We start from the raw sequence: 13388 nt of genomic DNA, 5'->3' as shown, positions 1-13388 counted from the left end.
TTATGGATTTTGATACGGGGCTGGAGCGGAAATTCGCGCGGTTCGATGCGGATTTGACCGTCAAGGATGGGGTCGGGATCGAAGGCTATGCCAGCTATTTCGGCGATACCGATCAGGGCGGCGATGTGGTGGTGGCAGGTGCCTATGCGAAGTCGCTGACGCGGCTCAATGCCGAAAGCCGCCAAGTCAAGATGCTGTGGCAGCATGATCCGGCGCAGCCGATCGGCGTCTGGGACGAGGTGCGCGAGGACAAGCGCGGGCTATACGTCAAGGGGCGTCTGCTGGAGGCGGTGGGGCGCGGGCGCGAGGCGGCCGCGCTGATCGGCGCGGGCGCGATTGACGGGCTGAGCATCGGCTATCGCACGGTGCGGGCGACAAGGAATGACAAGGGCCAACGGCTTTTGCAGGAACTGGAGCTGTGGGAGGTGTCGCTGGTGACGTTCCCCATGCTTCCCAGTGCGCGGGTGGCGGCCAAGGGCGATAGCCTGAGCGGCGGCGATCTGCGTGATTTGGCGGCGACGTTCAGTGCCGCGGGCCGCGAATTGGCGCGCGGATAACGCCGGGCAAACAAACACCAGAACAAGGAGCAGGTGATGAGTGAAACCGGAAATTCCGGTGCCGGGGAAGGCGTGCCTGACGGGCGCGCGCCGGTGGCCGAAGTGAAGTCTGCCGTGGCGGGCTTTGTGGGCGAATTGAAGGGCTTTCAGGCCCGGATCGAAGAACGACTGAAACAGCAAGAAGAGAAGATGACAATGATTGAGCGTAAATCCTTTGTGCCTGCACGTCCTGTTCTGGCGGGCGGCAATGACGGCCCTGCCCCGCATCAGAAGGCGTTCAACGCCTATCTGCGCTCGGGCGACGATGACGGGCTGCGCGGTCTGGAGCTGGAAGGCAAGGCGCTGGGCACGACCATCGCCGGCGATGGCGGCTATCTGGTGGACCCGCAGACGGCGGGCGCGATCAAGTCGGTGCTGAGCAGCACGGCGTCGATCCGGGCGATTGCCAATGTCGTGGCGGTCGAGGCGACCAGCTTTGACGTGCTGATCGACCATGGCGACGTCGGCCATGGCTGGGCGACCGAGACGGCGGGCGTGAGCGAGACGGCGACACCCGGCATTGACCGTATCACCATCCCGCTGCACGAGCTGAGCGCGCTGCCCAAAGCATCGCAGCGTTTGCTGGACGATTCGGCTTTTGACATCGAGGGCTGGCTGGCTGGCCGTATCGCCGACAAGTTTGCACGTGCCGAGGCCGCTGCGTTTGTCGCCGGCAACGGTGTGGACAAGCCGACCGGTTTCCTGACCAAGCCGACGGTCGATAACGACGTCTGGACCTGGGGCAATCTGGGCTATGTGCCGACCGGCGCCGATGGCGATTTCAACGGTGCAGATGCGGTGATTGATCTGGTTTATGCGCTGGGGGCTGAGTATCGCGCCAATGCCAGCTTTGTCATGAACTCGAAAACGGCGGGTTCATTGCGCAAGATGAAGGATGCGGATGGCCGGTTCCTGTGGTCGGACGGTCTGGCGGCGGGCGAGCCTGCGCGCCTGCTGGGCTATCCGGTGCTGATCGCCGAGGACATGCCGGATATGGTCAGCAATGCGATGTCGGTTGCATTTGGTGATTTCGGCGCGGGCTATACCGTTGCCGAGCGTCCCGACCTGCGCGTTCTGCGCGACCCCTTCAGCGCCAAGCCGCACGTCCTGTTCTACGCCACCAAGCGCGTCGGCGGTGATGTCAGCGACTATGCGGCGATCAAGCTGTTGAAATTCGCGGTCTCCTAAGCGAGGCGCGGATCGGGCGGGGGATCTGCCCCCGTCCGGGGCGTGCGCCGCCAATCACTTGATGCGTTGTCCAGCTGCTCCCCTCCGTCCGAGCAACGTGGGTGGCGCGCGCCTGAACCACCGGAGGGATCCGGAACTATCGGAGTTATTCCATGATGTTGATTGAAGAAACCGCCGTGCCGGAGGCCGCCCTGCCGGTGGCCCAGTTCAAGGCGCATCTGCGGCTGGGCACCGGGTTTTCGGACGATGATGTGCAGGATGCGGTGCTGACCAGTTTTCTACGCGCGGCGATTGCGTCGATCGAGGCGCGCACCGGCAAGGTGCTGATCGAGCGGATATTCTCGTGGGAGTTGGTTGCGTGGCGTACCGGCTATGGTCAGGCGCTGCCGGTGGCACCGGTCAAGGCGATCGAGGATGTGGTGCTGCGCCATATGTCGGGTAGCGAGGAGATCGCCGATCCCGCGCATTTCCGGCTGGAGAAGGACACGCATCGCCCGCGCTTGATGCCGGTGGGCACGGTTCTGCCGCCGGTGCCGTCGGGCGGCGCTGTGGTGGTGCGGTTCCGCGCCGGCATGGGCGCGGCCTGGGGCGATCTGCCGGCCGATCTGGGCCAGGCGGTACTGCTGCTGGCGGCACATTATTACGAATATCGCGCCGATACGGCGCTGGGCGGTGGCTGCATGCCCTTTGGCGTGACCAGCCTGATCGAGCGGTATCGCACCGTTCGGATGCTGGGCGGGGGGGTGATGTGATGAAGCATATCAACCTCAACCGGCATCTGGTGCTGGAAGCGCCTGAGCGGGTTGCCGATGGTGCGGGCGGCTTTGCCGAGACGTGGCAGCCGATTGGCGAGGTCTGGGCCGAAATCATCGCACGCGCGGGGCGCGAGGTGACGGAGGGCGCGGCGCAGGTTTCCAGCACCGGGTATAAAATCACGGTTCGCGCGGCGCCCTGGGGTGCGCCCTCGCGCCCAAAGCCCGAGCAGCGGCTGCGCGGCGGCGGCCGGATTTTCAGGATTGAAGCGGTGACGGATCGCGACCCTTTGGGCCGCTACCTGACCTGCAATGCGCAAGAGGAGGTGGCGGTATGAGCTATGGCGGATCGGCGGCGCTACAGGCGGCGGTTTACGGGCAGTTGATTGGCGATGCGGAGCTGTCCGCGCTGGTCGGCGGGGCGATTTACGATGCGCCGCCGGCGGGCGCCTTGCCCTCGCTTTACGTGACATTGGGGCCGGAGGATGTGCGTGATCGGTCGGACGGCACGTCTGGTGGCGCTTGGCATCGGTTCACGGTGTCAGTGGTCAGCGATGCGGCTGGTTTTGCAGCGGCCAAGCAGGCGGCGGCGGCGGTGGGCGATGCGCTGACGGATGCGGAGCTGAGCCTCGACCGGGGGCATCTGGCGGCGCTGAATTTCTATCGGGCGCGGGCGCGGCGGGATGATCAGCTGCGGCGGATCGATCTGACGTTTCGGGCGCGGGTTCAGGACGCGGTTTAATCAATATTAGCGGAGACAAGACATGGCAGTTCAAAACGGCAAGGACCTGTTGATCAAGGTCGATCTGACGGGCGACGGTAACTTTGAGTCGGTGGCGGGGCTGCGCGCGACGCGCATCAGCTTCAACGCCGAAAGCGTGGATGTGACCAGCCTGGAGAGCGCGGGCGGCTGGCGCGAATTGCTGGGCGGCGCCGGCGTCAAATCGGCGGCGATCAGTGGTTCGGGCATTTTCCGCGATGCGGATTCGGATGAACGGACGCGGCAAATCTTCTTTGATGGTGAAACGCCCGCCTTTCAGGTGGTGATCCCTGATTTCGGGATCATCGAGGGGCCGTTTCAAGTGACGTCGATTGAGTATGCCGGCACGCATGACGGTGAAGCGACTTACGAGCTGTCGCTGGCGTCGGCGGGCCGCATGATTTTCACGGCGATCTGAGATGGCAAACCCATGGGCAGGTGAGGTGGCGGTGGTCATCGACGGCGAGCGGCGCGTGCTGAAGCTGACTTTGGGCGCTTTGGCCGAGCTGGAGGCAGGGCTGTCGGCAGGATCGCTGGTCGATCTGGTCGAGCGGTTCGAGGCGGGCGGGTTTTCGACGCGCGATGTACTGGCGCTGATCGTCGCGGGGCTGCGCGGCGGCGGCTGGCAGGGGTCCGCCGGCGATCTGATCGCCGCCGAGATCGAAGGCGGGCCGCTGGCGGCGGCCCGCGCGGCGGCAGAGCTGCTGGCGCGGGCCTTCATGCTGCCGGAGGCGCAATGAGTGGTTTCGATTGGCCGGGGTTGATGCAGGCGGGCCTGCGCGGTCTGGGCCTGAAGCCCGCCGAATTCTGGGCGCTGACCCCGGCCGAGCTGCGGCTGATGCTGGGCGAGGCGCAGGGCGCGGCACCGCTGGTGCGCGGCCGGCTGGATGCCTTGATGCAGGCCTATCCCGATACGCGAGGAGAGAATGATGAGTGACAGTGAAGACCTTGGCGCGCTGGACGCGCAACTGGAGGCGCTGGACGGATCGTTGGGCGCGGCCACGGATATGGCGGCGGCGTTCAATGCAGAGTTGGGGCGCGTACGCGGCACATTTGAGCGGACCGGCTATGACGTGGCGACGCTGGACCGCGGAATGAGCCGGGGATTGCGGCGCGCGATTCAGGGCGCGGTGGTGGATGGCGACAGCCTGTCCACCTCGCTGCGCAGCCTCGCCAATTCGATGATCAACACGGCGTTCAACGCGGCTGTGAAACCGGTGACGGATCATGTTGGCGGGCTGCTGGCCAGCGGGGTTGGCAGCCTCGTGGGCGGGCTGATGCCGTTCGCCAACGGCGCCAGTTTCTCGCAAGGACGGGTGCAGCCCTTTGCCAGTGGCGGCATCGTCAGCGGGCCTGTGACCTTTCCGATGCGGGGCGGCACCGGCCTGATGGGCGAGGCGGGGCCGGAGGCGATCATGCCGCTGGCGCGGGGCGCGGACGGCAAGCTGGGCGTGCGCGGCGGTGGCGGCGGAAATGTGAGCGTGGTGATGAACATTTCCACGCCCGATGCCGAAGGGTTCCGGCGCAGTCAGGGCCAGATCGCGGCGCAGATGAGCCGGGCCATCGGGCGCGGTCAGCGCAATCGGTAAGGGAGAAAAACGATGGGTTTTCACGAAGTGAGATTTCCGGCGAACCTGAGCTTCGGCTCGGTCGGGGGGCCGGAGCGGCTGACCGACGTGGTGACGCTGGCCAACGGGTTCGAGGAGCGCAACACGCCCTGGCAGCATTCGCGCAGGCGGTATGATGCGGGCGTGGCGATGCGGGGCCTGGACGATATTGAGGCGCTGATCGCGTTTTTCGAGGCGCGGCGCGGGCAAATCCACGGCTTTCGCTGGAAGGACTGGGCCGATTACAAATCCGGCGGCGCGCTGCTGGATGTGGCCTACGAAGACCAGATCATCGCCTTTGGCGACGATGTGACGCCCGGATTTCAGCTGATGAAAACCTATCGGTCGGGGCAGCATGAGTACGCGCGCCCCATCTCCAAACCCGTGCGCGGCACCGTGCGGATCGGGATTGGCGGCGACGAACAGAAAGAGGGCGTGCATTACGAGGTGGACACATCGACGGGGATCGTCACGTTCAATCACCCGCCCAATGCGGGGGAACGGATCACTGCCGGTTTTGAGTTCGATGTGCCGGTCCGCTTTGACACCGACCGCATCATGGTCAGCGTTGCCAGCTTTCAGGCCGGGGACGTGCCGAATGTGCCGGTTGTGGAGATCCGGGTATGAGCGGGCTGAACGCGGCGCTGCACGCGCATTTGCAGACCGGAGTTACCACAACCTGCCGCGCCTGGGCGCTGACACGCAAGGACGGCACGGTTCTGGGGTTTACCGACCATGACGGGCCATTGTTTTTCGACGGCATCACCTTTCGCGCCGATACCGGGCTAAGCGCGCTGGCAATCCAGCAGACAACCGGCCTGTCGGTGGACAATACCGAGGCGCTGGGCGCGCTGAGCGATGCGTCGATCCGCGAGGAGGACATCGAGGCGGGCCGCTATGACGGCGCCGAAATCCGCGCGTGGCTGGTCAACTGGCAGGACGCCGCGCAACGGCATTTGCAATTTCGCGGCACGATCGGCGAATTGCGCCGGTCGGGCGGGGCGTTCGAGGCGGAATTGCGCGGGCTGACCGAGGCGCTGAACAGGCCGCTGGGGCGGGTCTATCAAAAGCCATGCTCGGCTGTGCTGGGGGATGGCGGCTGCCGGTTTGACATGCAAACGTCCGGTTATGTAAAGGAAGTTCCCGCCGCTCAGATCAACGAACGCAGGATTTTTCACTTCGTGCCGTTTGGCGGTTTCGATACCGGCTGGTTTCAGCACGGGCGGCTGATCGTGCTGGACGGCGCGGCAAAGGGGCTGAGCGGTGTCATCAAGCGCGATGGGCTGGCCGGCGGGCAGCGGGTGATCGAGCTATGGCATCCGCTGCGCGCGGATGTAAGCGCCGGCGATCGGCTGAGGCTGGAGGCCGGGTGTGACAAGCGGGCCGCAACCTGTCGGCTGAAGTTTCAGAACTTTGTCAATTTTCAAGGATTTCCGGACATTCCGGGCGATGACTGGTCCATCTCGGACCCGTCCAAGGCCGGCAGCCTGAATGGAGGGAGCCGCAGATGAGTGACGTTCAATCACAGCGCATCGTCGGCGCTGCACGCGGCTGGATCGGCACTCCGTACCTGCATCAGGCATCGTGCAAGGGGGCCGGGACCGATTGTCTGGGCCTTTTGCGCGGTGTCTGGCGGGAGGTGCTGGGCGCGGAGCCGGAAGTGCCGCCCGCCTATTCGATGGACTGGTCAGAGCCGGCCCGCATCGAGGCACTGTGGCAGGCCGCCCGGCGCCATTTGGTGGCAAAGGTCCAGACTGATGAGGCGCCTGGCGATGTGTTGCTGTTTCGCATGCGCGACGGCTCGGTGGCCAAGCATCTGGGCATCGCGGGGCGTATAGGCGCCGATGCATCGTTCATTCATGCCTATTCGGGCCACGCGGTGGTCGAAAGCCCGCTGAGCATGCCCTGGCGCCGCCGCATCGTGGCGCGGTTCACATTCCCCGAGGAGCGTATCTGATGGCGACTATTTTATTATCTGCCGCAGGCGCGGCTATTGGCGGATCTGTGGGCGGCACCGTGGCGGGACTGTCTATGGCCGCCGTCGGGCGATTTGCGGGGGGCATCATCGGGCGGTCGATAGATCAGCGGCTGATGGGCCAGGGCTCGGACGTGGTGGACACGGGCCGGGCCAATCGCTTGCGCCTGACCGGATCGGGCGAAGGCGATGCGATTGCCCAGGTTTTCGGGCGGATGCGCGTGGCCGGACAGATCATCTGGGCCACGGAGTTTCGCGAGGAAGTGAACGTGACCAGCACCGGCGGCGGCGGCAAGGGCGCGCCCAAAGGACCGACCGTGCGGCAATTCAGCTATTCGGTCAGCGTCGCGCTGGCGCTTTGCGAGGGCGAGATCAGCCATGTCGGCCGGATCTGGGCCGATGGCACGGAGGTGGCGCGCGACAGCCTGACGATGCGCATCTACAACGGCACCCGTGACCAGCTGCCGGACCCTAAAATCGAGGCCGTCGAGGGCGCAGGCACCGTGCCGGCCTATCGCGGCACCGCCTATGTGGTGATCGAGGATCTGGAGCTGGGCGCGTTCGGCAACAGGGTGCCACAGTTTACGTTCGAGGTGACACGTCCCTCGCAAGCCGATCAGGATCCTGCCGGGCTGGATCCGGTCCGGTCTGTGCGCGCGGTGGCGCTGCTGCCCGGCAGCGGCGAATACGCGCTGGCCACGACGCCGGTGACATTGAATTTCGGACCCGGATCGTCGCGGATTTCCAACGTAAACACACCCTCTGCCAAATCCGACTTTGCGACCGCGCTGGACAACATGACGGGCGAGCTGCCGCATTGCGGCTCCACCTCGCTGGTGGTTAGCTGGTTCGGCGACGATCTGCGCTGCGGCGAATGCAGCCTGCGCCCCAAAGTGGAGCAGAAGAAATACGATTCCAGCAACATGCCCTGGGGCGTGGCGGGCCTGAGGCGCACAACCGCGCAGCAGGTGCCGCAGGTGGATGGCAAGCCGATCTACGGCGGCACGCCGACGGACAAATCGGTCATAGAAGCCATCGACGCGCTGAAGGCGGCGGGGCAGGACGTCATGTTTTACCCGTTTATCCTGATGGACCAGATACCCGGAAATGCCCTGCCCGATCCCTACAGCGATGCCGACAGTCAGCCGCCCCTGCCTTGGCGCGGGCGCATCACCCTGTCAGAGGCACCGGGCCGACCGGCAAGCCCGGATGGCGGTACGGCCGCCGAAGCCGAGGTTGCGGCGTTTTTTGGAACGGCTCGGGCAGAGCATTTCACGCAGGTTGCAGATTTGCCGCCGCCGCCGCCACGCCCTTTCATACCCGGTCAGGACCGGCCTGCGTTTCAATGGCCCTTACCGACAGCCGCACGGTCTGCCGGTCCGGTTTACTATGGCGGGCCGGACGAGTGGAGCTATCGGCGGTTCATTTTACACAACGCGGCGCTGTGCGCTGCGGCCGGCGGCGTCGAAAGCTTCTGCATAGGGTCAGAAATGCGCGGCCTGACGCAAATTCGCGGGGCCGATGGCAGCTTCCCCGCCGTCGCCGCGCTGATCGATCTGGCCGCCGAGGTCCGCACGCTGCTGGGGCCGGACGTCAAGATCGGCTATGCTGCGGACTGGTCCGAATATTTTGGCTATCAGCCGCAGGATGGGACCGGCGACAGGTACTTCCATCTCGATCCGCTATGGGCAGACGACAACATCGATTTCATCGGAATCGATAATTACATGCCGCTGTCAGACTGGCGCGACGGGGCGGATCATGCGGATTCCGATTGGGGATCAATCTACGATCTGGAGTATCTGAAGGCCAATATCGAAGGCGGTGAAGGCTATGACTGGTTCTATCATTCGCCCGAGGCGCGCGCTGCGCAAATCCGCACTCCGATCACGGATGATGCGTATGGCGAGCCATGGATCTGGCGCTACAAGGATATCCGCAACTGGTGGCTGAACGGGCACCACGACCGTATCGGCGGGGTGCGTACGGCGCAGCCGACGGCATGGGTGCCTGGATCAAAGCCCATCCGCTTTACAGAGATTGGCTGCGCGGCTGTGGACAAGGGCACGAATGAGCCGAACAAGTTTGTCGATGTGAAATCCTCCGAATCGGCGCTGCCGCATTTTTCGGACGGGACGCGGGACGAGTTGATTCAGCGGCAATATCTGCGCGCCATGCGCGACTATTGGACCGATCCGGCGCATAACCCGATTTCGCCGGAATACGGCGCGCCGATGATCGACATGGACCGCGCGCATGTCTGGGCATGGGATGCGCGCCCGTTTCCGTTCTTTCCCAACAACCGGACGCTGTGGGACGATGGGCGCAATCATGCGCTGGGCCATTGGATCACCGGGCGCACGGCGGCGCGGTCACTGGCCTCCGTGATCGAGGAAATCGCGGCGCGCGCCGGTTTGAAGCATGTGGATACCTCAAAACTGCACGGTTATGTGAGCGGATATATCATTGATCAGGTGGCAGACGCGCGCGCGGCCTTGCAGCCATTGATGCTGCGCTATGGGTTTGATGCGGTCGAACGCGATGGCGTGCTGACCTTTCGGATGCGCGATGGTCTGGCCGACACGCGAATCGGCATGGACCATCTGGTGCGCGACGGCGAAAGCGGTACGCGGCTGGAGGAAACCCGCGCCGGCGCTGCTGAAATCGCCGGGCGCGTGCGCCTGCGATTTATCGAGGCAGACGGCGATTTCGAAGTCATCGCCGAGGAGGCAGTCCTGCCGGATGATGCAACGCACGCGGTGTCCACCTCGGAAATTCCGCTGGCGATGACGCGGGCCGAGGGGCGCGCCGTGACCGAACGCTGGCTGTCAGAGGCGCGCGTATCGACCGATACGGTGCGGCTGACGCTGCCGCCTTCGCAGCTGGCGCTGGGGGCTGGCGACGTCATCGCGCTGGACGAGGCCGGAGGCAAGGGTCTGTTCCGCATCGACCGGGTCGAGCAGATGGGCAACGCGCAGCGCATCGACGGTGTGCGCATCGAACCCGAAAGCTATCGGCCGATCCACATCAGTGATGTCGCGCCGTCGGTGCGGCCTTTTGTGCCGCCGGTGCCGGTGCTGCCGCTGTTTCTGGATCTGCCCTTGATGACGGGTGACGAGGTGCCGCACGCGCCGCATCTGGCGGTGACGGCCCAGCCATGGCCGGGCAGCGTGGCGCTGCATGTCGGGGCCAGTGACGCCAACTACCGGCTGGACAGCCTGATCGAGGCCCGCGCGACCGTTGGAATACTGGAAACGGCCCTGCCAGCCGCGCCGTCCGGCCTGATTGACCGGGGGGATGGCGTCACGGTGCGGATGTTGTCAGGCCGGCTGGAGAGCATCGAAACCGACGACTTGCTGGGCGGCGGTAATCTGTGCGCGATCGGCAATGGCGTTACTGACGGCTGGGAGCTGGTGCAGTTTCGGGATGCTGTCCTGGTCGGGCCTGACACCTATATGCTGAGCCATCGGCTTCGCGGGCAGTTGGGGACCGAAGCGGCCGGCGAAGCCGGTTGGGGTGAGGGTAGCTTCCTTGTGATGCTGAACGGCATCCCCGATCAGATCAATCTGAGCGACACGATGCGGCGCCGCGCGCAGCATTACCGGATCGGACCCGCTGGGCGCCCGGTGGACGACCCTTCCTTCCAGCACGAAATCATAGCGTTCGAAGGTGTCGGCCTGCGGCCCTACAGCCCGGCCCATCTGCGCGCCGTGCGCCGACCGGGCGGCGGCATCGATCTAAGCTGGATCAGGCGCACGCGCATCGATGGCGACAGGTGGGACACGCCCGACGTCCCCTTGGGCGAAGAAAGCGAAAGCTATGTTTTGCGCATTCTCAAGGATGGCGCCGTCTTGCGCGAAACCGTGCTGAGCGCGCCGCAGTGGCGTTATGAAGTGGCCGCACAAACCGCGGACGGCGCCGACCTGCCGTTTGAGGTTCAGGTGGCGCAAGTGTCCGCAAAGTTCGGTGCGGGCGTGCTTGCAAGGACGATCGTGGCGGCCTGATTTTATCCCTTGTGGCAACGTCAATCAGCGGTTGGGCGCATGCCCCGCCGCTGATTGCATTGCATTGCCACCTGACTGCGCTGCCCTGCGAGCGCGCGGCAAATTCACGTTGCGCGCCTGCATCCGCTACATTTCTTTGCTGCATTGCGTTTTGCCATTGCCGCAGCTGTGCTATATTGAGCGGCAGGAAAAAGGAGCTTGGACATGGGCAAATCGCACGTAAAGCTGACCGAATGCGATCCGGTCTGGGACCAGATCAAAACCGAAGCCGAGGCCGCCGTCACGGACGAGCCTTTGATGGGCGGCTTGGTTCATTCCAGCATTTTGCATCACAAATCGCTGAATTCATCACTGGCCTATCGCACCTCCATGAAGCTGGCCTCGAACGAATTGCCCGAGCAGATCCTGCGCGAGATATGCGACTGGGCCTATCGCAGCGATCCCGACATCGGCAGCGCTGCGCGCGCGGACATCGTAGCAGTGTATGACCGCGATCCGGCTTGCGATCGCTACATCCTGCCGCTGCTGTTTTTCAAGGGTTTTCAGGCACTTCAGGCCTATCGGATTTCGCACTGGCTGTGGCGTGAGGGACGGCGCGACATGGCGCGGTTTTTCCAGATGCGCGTATCCGAAGTCTTTGGCGTCGATATTCATCCGGCTGCCAAAATCGGCAAGGGTATCATGATCGACCACGCGCATAGCATCGTCATCGGGGAGACGGCGGTTGTCGGCGACAACGTGTCGATGCTGCACTCCGTCACACTAGGCGGCACCGGCAAAGAAGAAGAAGACAGACACCCCAAAATCGGGAACGGTGTTCTGATCGGCGCCGGCGCCAAGGTGCTGGGCAATATCAAGGTGGGTTATTGCAGCCGCATCGCCGCAGGATCGGTCGTGTTGGAGGAGATCCCGCCGTGCAAAACGGTCGCCGGCGTTCCGGCCCGCATTGTGGGCGAGGCAGGCTGCGATCAGCCGTCGGTGCGCATGGATCAGCTGCTGGGTGTACGCTGACGCAACGCCGGTATCAGTCATGCAAGGGGGCGGATGCGATCATCCGCCCCTTTTTTCGTAGGCTCGTATGAGATCAGTAAAGATTGTCGTAGAATGTCGATACCGCATTATGGCGCGGCGACATGGCGTTGTTCGCCGCACTGTTAAGCGGGGCCTTGCCATTGCGCAGCCCCAGCGGAATCGTCACGCCCAGCCGGATGGAATCAATATCCGTATTGCGCCCGACCGGATCAACCGTGGTGCGCGCCAATTCCAGCGACAACTGCGCAGGGACCTGTGCCATCTGGCCAAAGTCATAGCCAATCCCCAAACCATATGACGTGGCGTCAATATTCAGCGCGTCAAAATTCAGACGGCTGATCCCGCCGAACCCGCTGAAGCCGTACCCGAAATCATGCACGGCGCCGACGCCGTAGCTGGTCGCGTCGGTTTCAATCGCCGGCGCGTCGATATCACTGCGCATCCAATGGCCGGCCACCGTGGTGCTGTGCGTCGGCGTGTAGGCCACGTTCAGGCCATAATCTGTCCAATCAGATTTGGCCCCGATGATGGTACTGGCATCTGTGCCACCGTAAAACAGCTTGGCCTGCAATAACGGCCCCTCATAACCGCCCGTCAAGCCGTAGGACGTGGCGTTGATATCGCGGCCCAGCAGGCCATTACTGTCCAGACTGGCATATTCCAGATACGCGCCCACGACCGGGCCCGGCCCAAAGTTGTAGTTCAGCACGCCGCCTGCATCGAAAACGCCCATATTGCTGCCACGGTCGGGATTGGCGTGATGAAACGAGCCGTCAACGTCCAGACTGAACCCATTCATAAAGTCCAGCGTGCCGGCGCCATCGATCGTGTAGGTATTCACGTCCGGGCGGACGTTCGAAACCGATGAATAGCCGTATCCCAGCGTCGCCGCGCCACTAAAGTCCTGCGCCAGCCCGGCACCTGGCGCGGCCAAAACGGTGACAAGCGCCAGCCCGCCTGATTTGATTTTCATGATGCTCACCTCAGTTTTTTCCGTTTATTTTTATGCCGCTATTGGATCATATTCCGGTCACAGATTTCAAGCGTTTGCTGCGGCGCGCCCCAGCCCACGGCCAAGGCCGACCATACGTGCGTGCCACAGGCGCATTGAGCGCGCCTAACCATTTAAATATGTTGTGTTATTTGGAATTCTCCGGCCTATCTGCGTCTGAAACGCCATACGCGATAGGCGAAATGCGGCCTAGACGCATAAATTCGGCGCCAAGGCGTCTGACGAACTTGTCCGGCCACAGCAGCGAATGCTGCGCGTCTCAAAAATTCCAGCAACTGAGGCAAGAGTGATGCGTGCCAGATAGTTTGCGACTCGGACGTTGGGAAAACCGCCGATTCCTACCCGGTCATACTTCGGCTGCATCACGTAAATCCGACGCTTGGCCAGATTGGCACCGACCCGGTTGCGCTGTGAGGCAAAAAAGGGCCGACCCGGAGGTCGGCCCACCGCTGACATACCGGA

15 protein-coding genes are annotated in these 13388 nt (G+C 63.8%); 14 read left to right on the top strand and 1 reads right to left on the bottom strand.

Features of this window, described 5'->3' with window-relative positions; genetic code table 11:
- Positions 1–2: 2 nt before the first annotated feature.
- The 14 genes from DQ230_RS06385 (at position 3) to cysE (ending at position 11893) form a co-directional block, all read left to right on the top strand.
- Positions 3–557 carry an HK97 family phage prohead protease gene (locus DQ230_RS06385; protein ID WP_113911741.1) on the top strand — a complete coding sequence of 185 codons (555 nt, stop codon included), beginning with the start codon at positions 3–5 and terminating at the stop codon, positions 555–557.
- 36 nt (positions 558–593) lie between these two features.
- Positions 594–1784: a phage major capsid protein gene (locus DQ230_RS06380; protein ID WP_113911740.1), complete on the top strand. Its 1191-nt coding sequence runs from the start codon at positions 594–596 to the stop codon at positions 1782–1784.
- Between the two features lie 152 nt (positions 1785–1936).
- The gene (locus DQ230_RS06375) at positions 1937–2536 is read left to right on the top strand and encodes a head-tail connector protein (RefSeq protein WP_113911739.1); all 600 of its coding nucleotides are present in this window, start codon (positions 1937–1939) and stop codon (positions 2534–2536) included.
- Positions 2536–2874 carry a phage head closure protein gene (locus tag DQ230_RS06370; RefSeq protein WP_113911738.1) on the top strand — a complete coding sequence of 113 codons (339 nt, stop codon included), beginning with the start codon at positions 2536–2538 and terminating at the stop codon, positions 2872–2874. Before DQ230_RS06375 ends, DQ230_RS06370 begins: the two co-directional genes overlap by 1 nt.
- Positions 2871–3278: a DUF3168 domain-containing protein gene (locus DQ230_RS06365; RefSeq protein WP_113911737.1), complete on the top strand. Its 408-nt coding sequence runs from the start codon at positions 2871–2873 to the stop codon at positions 3276–3278. Before DQ230_RS06370 ends, DQ230_RS06365 begins: the two co-directional genes overlap by 4 nt.
- Positions 3279–3300: 22 nt before the next feature.
- Positions 3301–3714: a phage major tail protein, TP901-1 family gene (locus DQ230_RS06360; protein WP_108691448.1), complete on the top strand. Its 414-nt coding sequence runs from the start codon at positions 3301–3303 to the stop codon at positions 3712–3714.
- Position 3715: 1 nt separating this feature from the next.
- On the top strand, positions 3716–4036 hold the full coding sequence (locus DQ230_RS06355; protein ID WP_113911736.1) for a gene transfer agent family protein: 321 nt from the start codon (positions 3716–3718) through the stop codon (positions 4034–4036).
- Positions 4033–4233 carry a rcc01693 family protein gene (locus DQ230_RS06350; protein WP_113911735.1) on the top strand — a complete coding sequence of 67 codons (201 nt, stop codon included), beginning with the start codon at positions 4033–4035 and terminating at the stop codon, positions 4231–4233. The genes DQ230_RS06355 and DQ230_RS06350 overlap by 4 nt, the downstream gene beginning before the upstream one ends.
- Positions 4226–4885, top strand: a complete 660-nt coding sequence (locus DQ230_RS06345; protein WP_113911734.1) for a phage tail tape measure protein — start codon at positions 4226–4228, stop codon at positions 4883–4885. Before DQ230_RS06350 ends, DQ230_RS06345 begins: the two co-directional genes overlap by 8 nt.
- A 12-nt stretch (positions 4886–4897) precedes the next feature.
- Positions 4898–5530, top strand: a complete 633-nt coding sequence (locus DQ230_RS06340; RefSeq protein WP_113911733.1) for a DUF2460 domain-containing protein — start codon at positions 4898–4900, stop codon at positions 5528–5530.
- Entirely contained in the window at positions 5527–6414 is an 888-nt protein-coding gene (locus tag DQ230_RS06335) for a DUF2163 domain-containing protein (RefSeq protein ID WP_113911732.1), read from the top strand. The genes DQ230_RS06340 and DQ230_RS06335 overlap by 4 nt, the downstream gene beginning before the upstream one ends.
- The gene (locus DQ230_RS06330; protein ID WP_113911731.1) at positions 6411–6860 is read left to right on the top strand and encodes an NlpC/P60 family protein; all 450 of its coding nucleotides are present in this window, start codon (positions 6411–6413) and stop codon (positions 6858–6860) included. Before DQ230_RS06335 ends, DQ230_RS06330 begins: the two co-directional genes overlap by 4 nt.
- Complete coding sequence (locus tag DQ230_RS06325; RefSeq protein ID WP_113911730.1) at positions 6860–10882, top strand: baseplate multidomain protein megatron; 4023 nt, start codon at positions 6860–6862, stop codon at positions 10880–10882. Before DQ230_RS06330 ends, DQ230_RS06325 begins: the two co-directional genes overlap by 1 nt.
- A gap of 204 nt (positions 10883–11086) precedes the next feature.
- A complete protein-coding gene (cysE, locus tag DQ230_RS06320) occupies positions 11087–11893 on the top strand; it encodes a serine O-acetyltransferase (protein WP_113911729.1) in 807 nt (268 codons plus the stop codon).
- Between the two features lie 73 nt (positions 11894–11966).
- Here cysE and DQ230_RS06315 read toward each other — a convergent pair whose 3' ends face one another.
- Complete coding sequence (locus DQ230_RS06315; RefSeq protein ID WP_162497381.1) at positions 11967–12887, bottom strand: hypothetical protein; 921 nt, start codon at positions 12885–12887, stop codon at positions 11967–11969.
- Positions 12888–13388 lie beyond the last annotated feature (501 nt).

Origin of the sequence: Roseovarius dicentrarchi (assembly GCF_003316635.1) — a bacterium.
Lineage (GTDB): Bacteria > Pseudomonadota > Alphaproteobacteria > Rhodobacterales > Rhodobacteraceae > Roseovarius > Roseovarius dicentrarchi.
This window is presented reverse-complemented; position numbering and strand designations above follow the sequence as displayed.

Bases quoted from the DNA above. Each gene is read 5' to 3' on its own strand.
- DQ230_RS06330 (WP_113911731.1), top strand. From the start codon at position 6,411: ATGAGTGACGTTCAATCACAGCGCATCGTCGGCGCTGCACGCGGCTGG.
- DQ230_RS06380 (WP_113911740.1), top strand. From the start codon at position 594: ATGAGTGAAACCGGAAATTCCGGTGCCGGGGAAGGCGTGCCTGACGGG.
- DQ230_RS06370 (WP_113911738.1), top strand. From the start codon at position 2,536: ATGAAGCATATCAACCTCAACCGGCATCTGGTGCTGGAAGCGCCTGAG.
- DQ230_RS06340 (WP_113911733.1), top strand. From the start codon at position 4,898: ATGGGTTTTCACGAAGTGAGATTTCCGGCGAACCTGAGCTTCGGCTCG.
- DQ230_RS06345 (WP_113911734.1), top strand. From the start codon at position 4,226: ATGAGTGACAGTGAAGACCTTGGCGCGCTGGACGCGCAACTGGAGGCG.
- DQ230_RS06315 (WP_162497381.1), bottom strand. From the start codon at position 12,887: ATGAAAATCAAATCAGGCGGGCTGGCGCTTGTCACCGTTTTGGCCGCG.
- DQ230_RS06375 (WP_113911739.1), top strand. From the start codon at position 1,937: ATGATGTTGATTGAAGAAACCGCCGTGCCGGAGGCCGCCCTGCCGGTG.
- DQ230_RS06335 (WP_113911732.1), top strand. From the start codon at position 5,527: ATGAGCGGGCTGAACGCGGCGCTGCACGCGCATTTGCAGACCGGAGTT.
- DQ230_RS06385 (WP_113911741.1), top strand. From the start codon at position 3: ATGGATTTTGATACGGGGCTGGAGCGGAAATTCGCGCGGTTCGATGCG.
- DQ230_RS06325 (WP_113911730.1), top strand. From the start codon at position 6,860: ATGGCGACTATTTTATTATCTGCCGCAGGCGCGGCTATTGGCGGATCT.
- DQ230_RS06355 (WP_113911736.1), top strand. From the start codon at position 3,716: ATGGCAAACCCATGGGCAGGTGAGGTGGCGGTGGTCATCGACGGCGAG.
- DQ230_RS06365 (WP_113911737.1), top strand. From the start codon at position 2,871: ATGAGCTATGGCGGATCGGCGGCGCTACAGGCGGCGGTTTACGGGCAG.
- DQ230_RS06360 (WP_108691448.1), top strand. From the start codon at position 3,301: ATGGCAGTTCAAAACGGCAAGGACCTGTTGATCAAGGTCGATCTGACG.
- DQ230_RS06350 (WP_113911735.1), top strand. From the start codon at position 4,033: ATGAGTGGTTTCGATTGGCCGGGGTTGATGCAGGCGGGCCTGCGCGGT.
- cysE (WP_113911729.1), top strand. From the start codon at position 11,087: ATGGGCAAATCGCACGTAAAGCTGACCGAATGCGATCCGGTCTGGGAC.